The following is a 15,235-nucleotide window of genomic DNA, read 5'->3' on the forward strand; positions in this document are numbered from 1 at the left end:
GATGCTGCTGTTTCTGCTGGTTAATGCTGCATTCCTGGCCAGTTTTGCCTGGCTGTCCGTCTCTGGCGTCGGTCTGTCGGTCTGGGCGCTCTGGCTGCTGGCCTGGTTCGCGGCCGACTACCTGGCGATCTGGATCACCGGTTTCGAACCGCCTGCCTGGGCCTGGGGCGGAGTCCTGGTCGTGCTGGTGTTGATTTGGATTGGATTTGGATATTTGCCGATGGAAGGGGGCGTGTGATGCGTGACTTTCAAACCCTGCGCGTAGCTGCGGTCACGTCTGAGATTGAAGGGGCGGCGACCTCGGTGAGTTTCGATGTGCCACCGGGCCTTGCCGAGACTTTCGCCTGGCGCGCGGGCCAACATCTGACCCTGCGCTTTCACCTGGATGGTGAGGAACTCCGGCGCAGCTACACGATCTCCAACCCGCCCGGCGCGGCGCTGCGCATCACCGTGAAGCGGGTGCACAAGGGCGTGGTGTCGAACCATGTCGGAGACGCCCTGAAACCGGGCGATCTGGTCGAGGTCATGCCGCCTTTCGGCCGCTTCCGCCTCGACCCGGGCGCGACCGCCCGGCGCACCCACTACTTCTTTGGCGCGGGCAGCGGGATCACCCCGCTCTACGCGATGATCCGCGCGGTGCTGGAGCGCGAGCCCTGGTCGGTCGCCCATCTGATCTACGGCAATGCCGATGCCGACAGCATTCTGTTTCAGGAGGCGCTGGAGGCGTTGCAAACCGCCCACCCGGAACGTTTCACCCTGCGCCACGTGCTCTCCTCCCCCTCGATGTGGAGCTGGTTCACCCCCTGGCGCAAGGGTCGGGTGGACGCTGAGGCCATTGCGGCGGCCATTACCGAGACCCCGCCCGAGGCGCAGGATGTGCAGTACTGGATCTGCGGGCCGGGCAGCATGAATGCGGATGTAAAGGCAGCGCTGATGGGGCTGGATGTGCCCGCGGAGCGTATTCACATGGAAAGTTTCGGGGGTGGTGAGGTCGCGGCGGACGGGGTCGAGGGGATCGCCTCCGCGGCCCAGGTCATGCTGGATGGCGCCACCCACACGGTGCCGGTTGCCGCCGGACAGACTCTTCTGGACGCGTTGCGTGCCGCCGACATCTCACCACCGTTTTCCTGCCAGTCCGGTGTCTGCGGCGCCTGTCGCGCCAAGCTGGGGACTGGCGAGGTGCACATGCGTGCGCGCATGGCGCTGGAGGATGCCGACATTGCCGCAGGGCAGGTGTTGACCTGCCAGTCGGTTGCCCGGTCGGACCGTTTGACCTTGAGTTTCGACAGCTGACGCGGGGCGGGGCTAATCCGCGCGGGCGTTGCTCCGCTATGCGCCGTGGACTTGCGACACCGCGCCTGCCTGCTTAGGAAGACAACCGATGCGCAGTATGAGACTGATCACACCAATTCGGGCCCTCGCGACGGTTCTGACCGTTTTCCTGGGTCTCACCGGACCAACCTCGGCCTGGAGTGATGCGGATGCTCTGTCGCGCGAAATTCATCTGATCAATGATCCCGACTGGGGAGAGGCTGAGGTGATCCTGCGCTTCCCTATGGCGCTGGTCGGCGGCGGGGTGGTTTCGACGGGGTTTCTGGTCACGGACACCCGGGAAGGGAAGACGCACGTCCACATCGACCAGGCCGCCTATGAGGACGACTATTCGGGGTTCGTTGCGTTCCTGCTGAGGGACTACCGCTTCACCGTAAACGGGCAGGAGGTCACACCTGAGTTGGGCACCCTGTCGCTGGTGGTGACGCGCGGGGCGGTTGGCCTCTATCCGGGGCTGACCCCGAGCCTGCAACTGCTCAACATCTGCACGGCCTTCCCCGGGCAGGAGAGTATCGAAGACCTGGAGGTTGTTTTCCAACTCTACCTGTCAGACACCAGCGCGGCGGATGTGATCGGGATCGAAGTGGTGGGTGGTCCGGAAGGCAGACCGGTCGAGACCACCGTGACGGACCACAGATCGGGCCAGCCGGTGGTCGAGCATCACGCAGGCACGCACCGGCGACGGTTCTCTCTCTCCGTCTCTCCATAGCCGCACAAAAGAAAACCCCGCCCAAATGGACGGGGTTTCCAAACTCTCAGTCCTGACGGATCAGCCCTTCTTCAGGACCTCGCGGCCCAGCAGCTCGGCGATCTGCACCGCGTTCAGGGCGGCGCCCTTGCGCAGGTTGTCCGACACGCACCACAGGTTCAGGCCGTTTTCGACCGTGACGTCCTGGCGGATGCGGCTGATGAAGGTGGCAAAGTCGCCGACGCATTCGATCGGGGTGACGTAGCCGCCCGCCTCGCGCTTGTCGACAACCAGGATGCCCGGCGCCTGGCGCAGGATGTCGCGCGCTTCGTCCTCGTCCAGGAACTCCTCGGTCTCGATGTTGATCGATTCCGAATGACCCACGAAGACCGGCACGCGCACGCAGGTGGCGGTGACTTTGATCGACGGGTCGACGATCTTCTTCGTCTCGGCGATCATCTTCCACTCTTCCTTGGTGTCACCGCTGTCCATGAAGACATCGATATGCGGGATTACGTTGAAGGCGATCTGTTTCGGGTAGACCGACGGTTCGACCTCCTGACCCGGGACATACATGCCCTTGGTCTGGTTCCACAGCTCGTCAATCGCGTCCTTGCCCGAGCCCGAAACCGACTGGTAGGTCGACACGACAACGCGCTTGATCTTGGCGCGGTCATGCAGGGGCTTCAGCGCCACAACCATCTGCGCGGTCGAGCAGTTGGGGTTCGCGATGATCATCTTGTTCTTGTAGCCGTGCACCGCCTGCGGGTTCACTTCCGGCACGATCAGCGGAATGTCCGGGTCGTAGCGGTAAAGCGACGAGTTGTCGATCACCACGCAGCCCGCCTCGGCAGCCTTGGGCGCATAGACCTTGGTGGCCTCGGACCCCACGGCGAAGAGCGCAATGTCCCAGCCCGCGAAGTCGAAGGTGTCCAGGTCCTTGGTGGTCACGGTAGTGTCGCCAAAGCTGACTTCGGTGCCGAGCGAACGGCGCGAAGCGAGCGCGGCGAGTTCGTCCACAGGAAACTGGCGTTCAGCCAGAATGTTCAGCATTTCGCGGCCCACGTTACCCGTGGCGCCAACGACGGCGACTTTGTAGCCCATTACGGGGTCTCCTTTTACGAGTCTGTCTTTGCAAAGACGGGCGGGGTTTAGCCGAAACCGCGCCCTTGGGGAAGGGGGCGGGGCATGGATTTACGTTGACTTGACCATTCTGTGCTGTAATGGAGGCACATTCCGGCCCGCTGGGGCGTGAACAGCCCGGCGCGACTGCGCGCCACGGCCGGAAGGATTGGCGCCGGATGCGCCAAACAAGGTTCCCAGATCACGCGGGGGTACTGACGGCCGGATCGGCAAGGCGGGCACGAGGCCCCTTTGCGAGCGCCAGGCCGCACCCATCCGACGGGCAATGGCCCGTGACCGTGACGAACGGTGCGCCGATGCTGCGTGCCAGAAAGATGAATATGACGACGTTTGATGACCTCGGGCTGGACCCGAAGCTTTTGAAATCCGTGGCCGATGCCGGCTATGAAACCCCGACCCCGATCCAGGTCCGTGCGATCCCGCCGGTTCTGGAAGGCCGTGACGTGATGGGCCTGGCCCAGACCGGCACAGGCAAGACCGCCGCTTTCGGCCTGCCGCTGATCCATCAGTTGCTGGCGCATCCGGGCAAGCCGGTGGCGAAATCCATCAAGGCACTGGTGCTGGCACCTACCCGCGAGCTGGTCAACCAGATTGCCGAGAACCTGGACCTCTACGTCCAGGGCACGCGCATGAAGGTGATGACCGTGGTCGGCGGTGCCTCGATCAACCGCCAGATCCGCGGTTTGGAACGTGGTGTGGACATCCTGGTCGCCACCCCGGGTCGCCTGATCGACTTGATGGACCAGAAGGCCATTCGCCTGGACTTGGCCCGCTTCCTGGTGCTGGACGAGGCCGACCAGATGCTCGACATGGGCTTCATCCACGCCTTGCGCAAGATCGCCCCGCAGATCGGCACGCCGCGCCAGACCATGCTGTTTTCGGCCACTATGCCCAAGCAGATGGAGGAACTGTCGCGCGCCTATCTGAAGGACCCGGTCAAGGTGCAGGTGACGCCCCCGGGCAAGGCTGCCGACAAGATCACCCAGGGCGTACACTTTGCCCCTGACCGACCCGAAAAGGTCGCGCTGCTGAAAGAGTATCTGGCCGATGAGCCCTCGGGCCTGTCGCTGGTCTTTGCCCGCACCAAACACGGCGCCGAACGGCTGATGAAGGAACTGGTAAAGGCCGGGTTCGCCGCCGTCTCGATCCATGGCAACAAGAGCCAGGGTCAGCGCGAGCGCGCCCTGAAGGCCTTCCGCGATGGCGACGCGCGGGTGCTGGTCGCCACCGATGTGGCCGCGCGTGGGATCGACATCCCGGGGGTGAGCCACGTGTTCAATTTCGACCTGCCGGAAGTGGCTGAAAACTACGTGCACCGCATTGGCCGTACCGCGCGGGCCGGGGCGGATGGGGATGCGATCTCCTTCGTGGCTGGCGTCGACATGGGCCCGCTGCGCGACATTGAAAAGCTGATGAAGATCTCGATCCCGGTGCTGGGTGGCGAAGAACCCGAGGCCGAGAAACGCGTGCAGGGACAAAACCGCGGTGGCGGTGGTGGTCGCCGCGGTGGTCGTCCGCAGGCGAAACCGGCACCGAAGCCTGCACAACCCGCGCGATCCGGAGGCGAGGCCAAACCTGGTCGGCGCCGTCGTCGTCGGCGCGGCAAGGCCGCCTGACGGGGGCCATGGGGGTCTGGGGGGCAGCCCCCAGCCACCGCCGCGCTATCGAAAACCATTTAATAGTTTTGTTTCGGCGATCCGCTTCGTCAGTCGGTGCGATCCCGGCTGAACAGGTAGACGCCAATTCCCAGTGCCAGTGGCACCGCGAAGAACAGGAACACCGCCTGATAGGGCTGGGTCGGGCTGGCGGCCCCTTTGCTCGCGCTGGCAAAGACACTGCCCGAGGCGAACTGGAACAATCCCACGCCGCCAATCCCGAACATGTTGACCAGGGTCACGCCCCGTCCCACCAGTTGCGGCGGGAAGAAGCTGCGCCCATGGGCCATGATCATCGGGAAGCTTGACCCGAACAGGCCGATCCCGGCCAACAAGGCGGTTATGACCCAGACATTGGCCGTGGGCGCCGCCCACAGCAGCGCAAGACAGGCAAGCGCCAGGCCATTGCCAACCACCACGACCCATTTGCGCGTGCCGAACACCCGGTCGAGCGGCCCGTAGGCCAGGTTGCCCACCACCATCGCCAGACCCATCGCCAGGGTCACCCAGCCGATCCCTTCGGACCCCAAGCCGTGCACTTCCTCCAGAAACGGCCCGGCCCAGAGCCCGCGCAGGCCTGCGGGGGCGGTGTAGTTCACGAACATCATCACCAGGATGAACCACAGTGCGGGCAGGCGCAGGAGATCCAGCAGCGAGCCTTTCGGCGCGCCTTCACGCCGCGCATTGGGTGGGTCGATCACGAAGATCAGGATCGCAACGGCCACGATCAGGGTAACGGCGGCGAGTCCCCACATGGTCTCGCGCCAACCCAGGATCTCGACTGCCCAGGCCATCGGCAGGGCCGCCGCGATATTGCCAAGCGCGCCGATGCCGATCACCGCACCGGCCAGCGACGCGAAGACGGCAGGCGCATACATGCGCGCAAAGATGTAATAAGAGGCCATCAGCACCGGCGAACAGCCCACGCCGATCAGCATCATCGCGATCTGCACATGGCCAGGCCCCTGCGCCAGGGCAAACATTGCCGCCCCACCGGCACCTCCCAAAGCCAACAGTCCCGCGGCCAAACGGCGCGGCCCAAGATGGTCCAGCGCCCAGCCTACGGGTAACTGCATGACCGCAAAGACGATGAACCACAGGCCGGAGGCCCGGGACAGGTGCTCGGCAGTGGCGCCAATATCCGTGTCCAGGACAGGCGCCATGACCGCCAGAAAGGCGCGGTAGAACTGGCTCAGCACGTAGGCCAGGACCAGAAAGATGAGCCCGGTTCGCATACCAATCTCCCCAAGTATAACCGGCGAAGAACACACCGGAACCAATGCGGATGCAAGCCCGGGATGGCGCCCTGTCAACAACCCTTGCAAATCACAACGATTCATGTGCTTGCTAGGGTATGACCGACACGCTCAAGACCGATTTCGACCTGGACACGTTCCTTCCCTACCAGCTTTCCGTCCTGGCCGCGCGTGTCAGCGCGGGTTTTGCGCGCCACTACAAGAAGGCCTATGGGATCTCGGTTGCCGAATGGCGCGTGGTTGCGCATCTGTCGCGCGGAGACGCGGTCAGCGTGCGCGAGATCCACGAGCGGGTGAACATGGACAAGCCCAAGGTCAGCCGTGCGGCCTCGCGGCTGGAAGAGGCGGGCTATGTCACCAAGCTCACCAACAGCACCGACCGACGGCTGGTCGAGCTCAGCCTGACCGACAAGGGCTGGGCGATGATTGCCGACCTGACCCCAATCGCTCTGCGCTATGAAGAACGGCTTCTGCAGGCCATCGGCTCGGAGGATGAAACCTTCCGCCGCCTGGTTGGCAGCCTGAACGAAGCCGCCCGCGATCCGCTGACCGACGGCTGAGCCAGCTGACGGGACGTCACGCGGCCCGCCCTATCTCCTGACGGAGCGTCACAAGCGACAGGGTTTCGCCCCTGTGGCAACCTGCGCGCAACTGCGAAATACGGGAGACTTTCCATGGACGATATCGTCATTCTGAGCGGCACGCGCACCGCGATCGGCACCTTTGGCGGCAGCCTTGCCGCCACACCGCCCAGCCAGCTGGGCGCCATCGTGGCGCGCGAAGCCATGGCTCGCGCTGGGGTCGAAGGTGGCCAGATCGGCCATGTGGCATTCGGCCATATCATCAACACCGAACCGCGTGACATGTACCTGTCCCGTGTCGCGGCGATGGAGGCAGGTATTCCTGACACCACCCCGGCGATGAATGTGAACCGGCTTTGCGGCTCGGGCGTTCAGGCAATTGTCTCGGCAGTCCAGAACCTGGCGCTGGGCGACGCGGATTTTGCCCTGGCTGGCGGGGCCGAAAACATGAGCCGCTCGCCCTATATCCTGCCTGCCGCGCGCTGGGGGCAGAAAATGGGCGATGTCGGCGCCCAGGACATGATGCTGGGCGCGCTGAACTGCCCCTTTGGCACCGGGCACATGGGGATCACGGCCGAGAATGTCTCGGATGAACATGCGGTGAGCCGCGAAGACCAGGACGCCTTTGCTGCCGAAAGCCAAAGTCGGGCCGCGGCCGCCATCAAGGCCGGGCACTTCAAGGACCAGATCGTGCCGGTCGAGGTGAAGAAGCGTCGCGAGCTTGTCACCTTTGACACCGATGAGCATCCCAAACCCACCACCGCCGAGACGCTGGCGGGGCTGCGTCCGGCTTTCAAGAAGGACGGGTCGGTGACGGCGGGCAACGCTTCGGGCATCAATGACGGCGCCGCGGCGCTGGTGCTGGCGCGTGCGGATGCTGCCGAGGCTGCGGGCCTGAAACCGCATGCCCGCGTGATCGGGTACGCCCATGCCGGCGTGCGCCCCGAAGTGATGGGCATCGGCCCCATCCCGGCGGTAGAGATGTTGCTGAAACGCACTGGTCTGTCGGTCGAGGATTTCGACGTGATCGAGTCGAACGAGGCCTTCGCCGCCCAGGCCATCGCAGTCAATCGCGGGCTGGGGCTGGACACGGCCAAGGTGAACCCGAACGGCGGCGCGATTGCCCTGGGCCACCCGGTGGGGGCCACCGGCGCGATCATTACCGTGAAGGCGATGTATGAGCTGGAGCGGATCGGTGGCTCGAAAGCGCTGATCACCATGTGCATTGGTGGCGGGCAGGGGATCGCTCTGGCCATTGAGCGCATCTGAGGCGGGTTGGGGACGGCCCCTGCGCGGCTCCCACCCTGGCTGGTGTCACGTCTGTGGCTGCGTTGCGTACACCCACCCCGCCGCGCCGGGCCGGTTCAGGTCCAGCCGTAACGCACAAGGTGGAAGAAGACCGGCGCGGCGAAGACCACGCCGTCGAGCCGGTCGATGAACCCGCCATGCCCGGCCATCAGATGCCCCCAGTCGCGCACGCCCTTGTCGCGTTTGATTGCCGACATGACCAAGCCGCCCATCAGTCCCAGCGCGGCAACGACCAGGCCAAGGCCTGCAGAGCCGAGCAGGCCGAAAGGCGTCATCCAGCTCAACCCCGCGCCGATCACCGCACCGGCCAGGATGGCAACACCAAACCCTTCCCGGGTCTTGGATGGGGACAGACCGGGTGCAACCGGGTGTCGACCCAGGAACTTGCCGGCCACGTAACTCAAAACGTCCGCCAGCTGCACCACCAGCACCAGGAAGATGACCAATAGCAGGTTGCGCCCCTCAAAACCCTCGATTGGCAGGGCCAACAGGGCGGGTATGTGCGAACCCGCGAAGACGCAGATCATCAACGCCCATTGTGTCTCGGCCACCCGCATCAGGAAACGATCGGTGTCGCCACGCAGGACGGAGACCATGGGCAGGAACAGGAAGGCATAGACCGGCACGAAGATCGAATACATGCCGTACCAGTCGATCCAGATCAGCCCGTACTGAACCGGTAGGATGACGAAGAAGGCGGTGACCAGTGCCCAGTGATCCGCACGGCGCTTGGCGGTCAGCGACAGGAACTCGCGCAGGGCTGCAAAGGATATGAGCGCAAAGAGCACGATCAGCCCGGGCCGTCCGAACAGGCTTGCCAGTCCCAGAAGCAACGCCATGCCCCACCAGGAATGGATGCGCGACATGTAGGCCTCGACCTCGGGATGCTCCCCCTCGGGGGAAAATTGCGCTTGCAGCCATTCGCCGATGAGCGTGGCGACCAGCAGGAGACCCAGGGCGGCCAGGGCCAGAATGCCGAACTCGGGAATGGTGCTCATGACGCACCCTCCTCGGACAGAGCCACGAGGGCCGCGCGGGCGCGGTCGAGGAAGGCGGTTTTATCTTCGCCCTCCTTCAGATGGATGGCCTCGCCGAAGCGCACGGAACACAAGAGCGGAACTGGCATGATCTCACCCTTCGGGATCACGTGGTTCATGTTCTCGATCCAGGCGGGGACCAGGTCGACCTCCGGCCGACGGCTGGCCACGTGGAAAAGCCCGGTCTTGAAGGGCAGGGCGGGGACGTCGCCCATGTTGCGCTTGCCTTCGGGGAAGATGATCAGGCTCGATCCCTCGTCCAGGGCGCTGACCATTTGGCTGACCGGATCGTCATCGCGTGTGTCCGGGTTGCGGTCGATCAACACCGCGCGGAACACATCGCGCCCGGCAAAGGCGCGCAGCGGCGAGGTCAGCCAGTAATCCGCCGCCGCCACCGGCCGGGTGCGATAGCGCAGGGCGGGCGGCAGCACCGCCCAGACCAGCACGAAATCCCCGTTTGAGGTGTGATTGGCGAAATAGATGCGCTGGCGTCGGGTGGGCCCGGCCCCCAGCCACACCCCGCGCACCGCCGTCAGCAGGCGGGCAAACATCACGATCACTTCGCCCGCAATCCAGGCAATCCAGTTCTTCAACACATGCCACCTCCCGCACCAATTGCGCGGCTCAGACAATTTGAAACGCCCTTGGCCGGGCACCGAAAATCAGGGTTGCGTTCGCGCCCGCATATTCCGCCGGAGCGGACCGAAGACGTTCGGGCTCAATTCGTCCAGGACGCCCTTATGCCCCCTTTCGGTTTACGGCGCATTTGCTTGAAATTCGAGCGATTTCTGTGGCGGTGATAAACCTTTTCTTATGCCCGTCTGCGGCATGTTTGGCAGGCTAGAGGGACAAGACTATGGGGTGTGATCGTGAACGCGATTGTGCAATTGACGCTTGAGGAAAAGGTTCGGCTCGACCGGGATCAACTGGAAGTGCTCTATGTTCAGTTGGGGCCCGCCGGGGCCGATAAGCTGGTAAGCCATGCTTTGGAAGAATTGGCCGTCGCACTTGCGAGGGTCGAGAAACATCACAAATCAGGCCGAATGGATGAGGTGCGGAGAGGCATGAAAGGCGTCGTCTCGATCGCGCAGCAGATCGGCATGACAACGCTGGCCCGGGTGGCGCGGGATGTGCTTGAGCTGTCCGAAACAACCGACGGGGCCGCCTATTGCGCGGCCATGGCGCGGTTGGGGCGAATTGGTGAAGGCAGTCTTATGGCGGTCTGGGATATTCAGGACATTCCTGTCTGATCTTGGGGACCCCAGGGCTTGCAGCGTAAAGGTGGAATGATGAAGGGGACGCTTGCGGCCCCTGACCACCGTTGTAGTCTGTGCGAAACTCTGCAGACGAGGCCCCTATGACCCTGACATTCGCTTCCCCTTCCAAAGATGCCCTGCCGCTCCAGGTGGTGGATAAAGCAGGTTTGGCAGAGGCCTTGGACGGGTTGCAGCCCGCAGCCCGGGGCTGGGCCGAGGCACAGGGGTTCAAGGCGGGCCTGGGCGAGGTTCTCGTTTTGCCAGGTGCGGAGGGCACGCCAGCCAGGGCGCTGGTCGGCTACGGTGATGCCAAGGCACGGGCGCGGCAGCGCTTTGGTCTGGCGGTGGCACGGGCAAAACTGCCTGAAGGAACCTGGCGGTTGGAGACCGACCTGACCGGTGATGCTTTGGAAGAGGCGGCGCTAGGCTGGCTGCTGGCGGGGTATCGGTTCGCCCGATATCGGGATCAATCCGCCCCCAAGGCGGAGTTGGCGGCGCCGAACGGGGTGGACGCAGCACGGCTTGAAGCCATCGCAGTCGGCGAGGCCCTGACCCGCGATCTGATCAATACACCCGCCTCCGACATGGGGCCTGCACAACTGGAACAAGCGGCGCGGGATCTGGCGGGTGAGTTCGGCGCCGAGGTCGGCGTGACCACCGGCGGTGCGCTGTTGGATGACAACTTGCCGATGGTCCATGCGGTGGGGCGTGCGGGTCCACAGGCGCCGCGTCTGATCGACCTGCGCTGGGGCGAGAGTGGCCCTAGCCTGACGCTGGTCGGCAAGGGGGTCTGCTTTGATACCGGTGGGCTGAACCTCAAACCCGGCGGCTCGATGGGCTTGATGAAAAAGGACATGGGCGGGGCAGCAACTGTCATGGGGCTCGCGCGCATGATCATGGCGCTGGAGCTGCCGGTGCAGCTGCGCGTGTTGATCCCGGCGGTTGAAAACTCGGTTGCTTCTGATGCGATGCGCCCCGGCGACATCCTGACCTCGCGCAAGGGGCTGACGGTCGAGATCAACAACACCGACGCCGAGGGTCGCTTGGTGCTGGCCGACGCGCTGGCCCTGGCGGATGAGGAACAGCCCGACCTGATCCTGTCGATGGCCACCCTGACCGGCGCGGCCCGGGTGGCCGTCGGGCCGGATCTGTCGCCCTTCTACGCGACCGAGCCCGCCGATGCCGCGGCAATCAAGGCCGCTGCGCCCCGGGTCGCCGACCCGGTGTGGGAAATGCCTTTCTGGGACCCCTACGAGAAGATGATCGAACCCGGCATCGCTGATCTGGACAACGCGCCCAAGGGCGGGTTCGCCGGATCGATCACGGCTGCCCTGTTTTTACGCCGCTTTGTGACCGAAACCCCGCGCTATGCGCATTTCGACATCTACGGCTGGAACCCGACTGCCGCGCCGGGCCGCCCGAAAGGCGGTGTGGGAATGGGCGCGCGGGCGGTGCTGGCGGCACTGCCAGAACTGTTGGGCCTGTGATGGATCGCCGTCTGACCCCGGCAAATGGTCGCGTCGCGTTCCAGGGCATGGAGGTGCCTCCCCCCGGTGTGCGTCTGGTGCCTGGGCAGAATATGCGGATAACCCAGCCGGTGGTCGACCTCTGCGCGGCACCTGCGGGTGCGCGGGACAAGCAGATGCTGTTGGGGCAGGGTTTCACGATGTTGGACATCCATGACGGTTGGGCTTTCGGGTTTGACCCGGTGGACGATTACGTCGGTTATCTGCCCCAGGAAGTGATCGCCCAGGCCGAGTCGCCGACGCATCGGCTGGCCGTGCGGCAAAGCCACATCTATCCGCAGCCAGACTTCAAGAGCCGAGAAATGGCTAGCCTGAGTTTTCTCAGTGAACTGGAGGTGGTCGGAGAGGTTGGCCGCTTTGCCGAACTGGCCAGTGGTGGGTTCGTGCCACTTCAACATGTTGAACCTCTGTCCTGGGTCGCGGCGGATGCGGTCACCGTGGCCGAAAGCTTCCTTGGCACACCCTATCTGTGGGGCGGCAACTGTGGCAGCGGAATCGATTGTTCGGGCCTGGTGCAGTTGGCGCTGTGGGCGGCCGGACGGGCCTGCCCGCGCGACAGTGACATGCAGGAAAGCCTGGGCGCGGATATCGACGGCGCCCTGCAGCGTGGCGACCTTCTGTTCTGGAAAGGCCATGTCGCGATGGTGGTGGACGAGAACCGTATCATCCATGCCAATGCGCATCACATGGCGGTGGCCTATGAAGGGATCGACGCGGCGATCATCCGGATCGAAGCGCAGGGTGATGGGCCAGTGATTGCGCGTCGCCGTCTCTGACCGCAACCGCGTTCACTTTGCAGGCTGACCACTCAGCGACCGTCGAACCGCGGCCAGAAGGTCGGCGCGCCCCACTGGTTTGGTCAGGCGAATGTCGTCAGAGCGCAACGCGATCCCCCGTACCGTGGTCTCGCTGGCGTAGCCCGACAGAAAGACGACCGGCAGGTCGGACCTGCGTTCACGTAGCGCACTGGCCAGCGCCGTGCCCTGTAGGCGGCCGGGCATCACGATATCGGTCAGAAGCAGGTCGAAGTTCGGATCCTCTTCGAACAGGGCCTGGGCCATGTCGCCGGATCGCGCGGTGGCGACCGTGTACCCAGCCCGGGTCAGAGTGGTCTCGAGGATTGAGAGCACCTCGGGTTCATCCTCGACAACCAGAATGCGCTGCCCCGCAACAGGTTGCTCGGGGCGCGGACCGGCCATGATCGGGACCTCTTCTTCCATCTTGGCGGCGTGGGCTTTGAAATACAGGCGGAACGTCGTACCGCTGCCGGGTTCGGAAACGACCCGCACCGTGCCGCCGGATTGTCGCATGAAACCCTCGACCATGGACAGGCCCAGCCCCGACCCGGCCCCTGGGGGTTTGGTCGAATAGAAGGGTTCGAAAATCTGTGCAAGGCTGTTGGCAGGAATGCCACGGCCGGTGTCACTGACCGCCAGCATGACATAGCGGCCAGGCTCCAGGTTCTCGGCGTGCAGCTCTTCTGCGTCGTCGTCCATGTTCACATGTGCGGTCTCGATGGTTAGGTGCCCGCCATCAGGCATCGCGTCGCGGGCATTGAGGATCAGGTTCAAAAGCGCGCTTTCGGTCGAACTTGCATCGGCCTTGATGGCCCACAGCCCTGCCAGAAGGCTCGTTTCCACCGAGATCGAGGCGGGCAGGGTGCGCCCGGCCCAGTTGCGTGTTTCGCTCACCAGATGGTTCAGGTCGAGCACCTCGGGCTCCAGCCGCGCCTTGCTGGCAAAGGCCAACATGTTGCGGGTCAGGTCGGAACCACGCCGTGTCGCCCCGATACTTGTGTCGATCATGCGCAGTTTTTCCGGTGTATCGGTTTCATCGCGCAACAGTTCGAGGTTGCCCATGATCACGGCCAGCAGGTTGTTGAAATCATGGGCCACGCCGCCGGTCAGCTGGCCGATACTTTCGTGTTTCTGCGCGCGCATGGCGACGATGCGTTGTGCCTCGAGCTGTTCTTGAGCGCGCATTTCGGGTGTGACATCCAGAATGATCCCGTCGGTTTGAACCGAGCCGTCGGCCAGACGCGAGGCGCCGGTGTGGGTCTCGAACCACCTTTCCACCCCGTCCTCGGACGAGACGCGAAACCGATGTGTGAACGGGGTAAGGCTTTCGGCGGCCGAGGCCAGCTTTGTCAGCATGTCGGCGCGTTCGGCGGGCGGGTGCAGCAAGTCGAGAGGACGTTCGGCAGCGTGGAATTCCTCGGGGGTAAACCCCCAGATCTCCCTGCATTGCGGGCTGACAAAAATGGGCCTGGGTTTGCTGGGGTCGCTGAGGTCGAGGCTGACGATGACCCCCGGCAGGTTGGCCATGATGCGTTCCAGTCGTGCCTCGACGATTTGGCGCTGCAGTTCGGCCTGGCGAATGTCGGTCACGTCCTCCTGAATGCCCAGAACACGCGTGACGGCGCCCCTGCGGTTGAACTGGGTCGCCCAGTGGATACGGATATTGCGGGTTTTCCCGTCGCCGCGCAGGATGCGGAACTCCATCTGGCGCACATCCGGATCCCCGGCCCACAGTCGCGCGACCATGTCCAGCATATCGGCCTTGTCGGCCGGGTGCAGCATCGCGATCCATTCCGACGCCATCACATGGCCCGGGTCACGGTCCAGCCCGTAGATCGACATCATGCCCTTGTCGAACAGGATCCTGTCACTGCCGGCGTTGCGCTCGAACACGCCCAGCTGGGCGGAACGGGCAACCAGCTCCAGCCGTTGCCCCAGTTCGTCAGCACGCAGGCTTTCCATCGTGAACCGGTTCGAAAGGTGGAGGATGGCAGTCATGACGAGGATCGACAAGATCGCGAAGCCCTGGAACGCCAGGAACGTTGTCACGGACCAGCTTGTACCCGCCTCCTCAGGCATGCCCCGCGCCATGAACAAGGGAAGAACATGAACCAGGATCGCGCCCAGGATCAACAGGCCGAGGGCCTTGGGCGATACCAGTTTGTGACGGTGGGGGGGGCGAATGCGCGCGACCAGTGCACCAACCTGACCCAGCAACAGGAATATGGTTACACCCAGAAGAATGTTCGGCCCGCCAATCCAGACCCGCGCCAGGGCGCCGATGCCCCCGGCAATCGCTCCGGCAAGAGGGCCTCCGAGGTAGCCTGCAAACACCAGTGGCCCGACCTTGGCATCCAGCGGTGCCCGGACGCCTTCGGCAACAAAGGCGTTTGCCGTGATCAGCGCGGTGACAACCCCCAGAATGCCCCCGATGACCACCCGCCGCAGCCAAGGATCCCCCAGCCGTTTGTGTTGCAGCTGCATGGCCAAGATACCGATCCCGGCCAAGGTCAATAGGGCGACGTTCTGCAAAAGGCTAAACAGCATGGATGGCTCCGTTTGCGCTAGACTAGAGGCGAAACGAAGCTAGGGGAAGTCGCGCATAGCGGGTAAGTCCCCGGACTGGTAACGGGCTTCAGATGTTGTGTGGTGTGAC

Annotated in this window: 14 protein-coding genes; 9 read left to right on the forward strand and 5 right to left on the reverse strand. The window is 64.1% G+C overall.

Annotation, left to right across the window (positions count from 1 at the left end; all coding sequences use genetic code 11):
- The first annotated feature begins 1 nt into the window (after position 1).
- The 3 genes from ACO07D_RS11540 to ACO07D_RS11550 all read left to right on the forward strand — a co-directional run bounded on the left by ACO07D_RS11540 (position 2) and on the right by ACO07D_RS11550 (position 2,041).
- On the forward strand, positions 2-238 hold the full coding sequence (locus ACO07D_RS11540; RefSeq protein WP_421703092.1) for a hypothetical protein: 237 nt from the start codon (positions 2-4) through the stop codon (positions 236-238).
- A complete protein-coding gene (locus ACO07D_RS11545; protein ID WP_421703093.1) occupies positions 238-1,293 on the forward strand; it encodes a 2Fe-2S iron-sulfur cluster-binding protein in 1,056 nt (351 codons plus the stop codon). Before ACO07D_RS11540 ends, ACO07D_RS11545 begins: the two co-directional genes overlap by 1 nt.
- Before the next feature lie 88 nt (positions 1,294-1,381).
- Positions 1,382-2,041 (forward strand): hypothetical protein, encoded by a 660-nt coding sequence (locus tag ACO07D_RS11550; protein ID WP_421703094.1) that lies wholly within the window; start codon positions 1,382-1,384, stop codon positions 2,039-2,041.
- Between the two features lie 60 nt (positions 2,042-2,101).
- Here ACO07D_RS11550 and ACO07D_RS11555 read toward each other — a convergent pair whose 3' ends face one another.
- Positions 2,102-3,124 (reverse strand): aspartate-semialdehyde dehydrogenase, encoded by a 1,023-nt coding sequence (locus tag ACO07D_RS11555; RefSeq protein ID WP_421703095.1) that lies wholly within the window; start codon positions 3,122-3,124, stop codon positions 2,102-2,104.
- A 359-nt stretch (positions 3,125-3,483) separates the two neighbouring features.
- Between ACO07D_RS11555 and ACO07D_RS11560 the strand changes: the two genes are divergently transcribed.
- Positions 3,484-4,779, forward strand: coding sequence for a DEAD/DEAH box helicase (locus ACO07D_RS11560; protein WP_421705021.1), 1,296 nt, complete (start codon positions 3,484-3,486; stop codon positions 4,777-4,779).
- An 89-nt stretch (positions 4,780-4,868) separates the two neighbouring features.
- On the opposite strand, the gene ACO07D_RS11565 is transcribed toward ACO07D_RS11560, so the two are convergent.
- A complete protein-coding gene (locus tag ACO07D_RS11565; RefSeq protein WP_421703096.1) occupies positions 4,869-6,053 on the reverse strand; it encodes an MFS transporter in 1,185 nt (394 codons plus the stop codon).
- A 119-nt stretch (positions 6,054-6,172) separates the two neighbouring features.
- Between ACO07D_RS11565 and ACO07D_RS11570 the strand changes: the two genes are divergently transcribed.
- Together ACO07D_RS11570 and ACO07D_RS11575 are read left to right on the forward strand one after the other, a co-directional pair.
- Positions 6,173-6,634, forward strand: coding sequence for a MarR family winged helix-turn-helix transcriptional regulator (locus ACO07D_RS11570; RefSeq protein WP_421703097.1), 462 nt, complete (start codon positions 6,173-6,175; stop codon positions 6,632-6,634).
- A 114-nt stretch (positions 6,635-6,748) separates the two neighbouring features.
- The gene (locus ACO07D_RS11575; RefSeq protein ID WP_421703098.1) at positions 6,749-7,924 is read left to right on the forward strand and encodes an acetyl-CoA C-acyltransferase family protein; all 1,176 of its coding nucleotides are present in this window, start codon (positions 6,749-6,751) and stop codon (positions 7,922-7,924) included.
- Positions 7,925-8,019: 95 nt separating this feature from the next.
- Here ACO07D_RS11575 and ACO07D_RS11580 read toward each other — a convergent pair whose 3' ends face one another.
- The gene (locus tag ACO07D_RS11580; protein WP_421703099.1) at positions 8,020-8,961 is read right to left on the reverse strand and encodes a phosphatidate cytidylyltransferase; all 942 of its coding nucleotides are present in this window, start codon (positions 8,959-8,961) and stop codon (positions 8,020-8,022) included.
- On the reverse strand, positions 8,958-9,596 hold the full coding sequence (locus tag ACO07D_RS11585; protein ID WP_421703100.1) for a lysophospholipid acyltransferase family protein: 639 nt from the start codon (positions 9,594-9,596) through the stop codon (positions 8,958-8,960). The genes ACO07D_RS11580 and ACO07D_RS11585 overlap by 4 nt, the downstream gene beginning before the upstream one ends.
- 273 nt (positions 9,597-9,869) lie before the next feature.
- On the opposite strand from ACO07D_RS11585, the gene ACO07D_RS11590 reads away from it, so the two are divergent.
- From ACO07D_RS11590 to ACO07D_RS11600, 3 genes are all read left to right on the forward strand, one after another.
- Positions 9,870-10,250 carry a hypothetical protein gene (locus ACO07D_RS11590; RefSeq protein ID WP_421703101.1) on the forward strand — a complete coding sequence of 127 codons (381 nt, stop codon included), beginning with the start codon at positions 9,870-9,872 and terminating at the stop codon, positions 10,248-10,250.
- Positions 10,251-10,357: 107 nt separating this feature from the next.
- Positions 10,358-11,743 carry a leucyl aminopeptidase family protein gene (locus ACO07D_RS11595; RefSeq protein WP_421703102.1) on the forward strand — a complete coding sequence of 462 codons (1,386 nt, stop codon included), beginning with the start codon at positions 10,358-10,360 and terminating at the stop codon, positions 11,741-11,743.
- Positions 11,743-12,558, forward strand: coding sequence for an NlpC/P60 family protein (locus ACO07D_RS11600; protein WP_421703103.1), 816 nt, complete (start codon positions 11,743-11,745; stop codon positions 12,556-12,558). The genes ACO07D_RS11595 and ACO07D_RS11600 overlap by 1 nt, the downstream gene beginning before the upstream one ends.
- Before the next feature lie 12 nt (positions 12,559-12,570).
- On the opposite strand, the gene ACO07D_RS11605 is transcribed toward ACO07D_RS11600, so the two are convergent.
- Positions 12,571-15,126, reverse strand: coding sequence for an ATP-binding protein (locus ACO07D_RS11605; protein WP_421703104.1), 2,556 nt, complete (start codon positions 15,124-15,126; stop codon positions 12,571-12,573).
- Between the last annotated feature and the right edge of the window lie 109 nt (positions 15,127-15,235).

The organism is Aliiroseovarius sp., from assembly GCF_965228805.1.
In the GTDB taxonomy this organism is placed as follows: domain Bacteria; phylum Pseudomonadota; class Alphaproteobacteria; order Rhodobacterales; family Rhodobacteraceae; genus JASBTN01.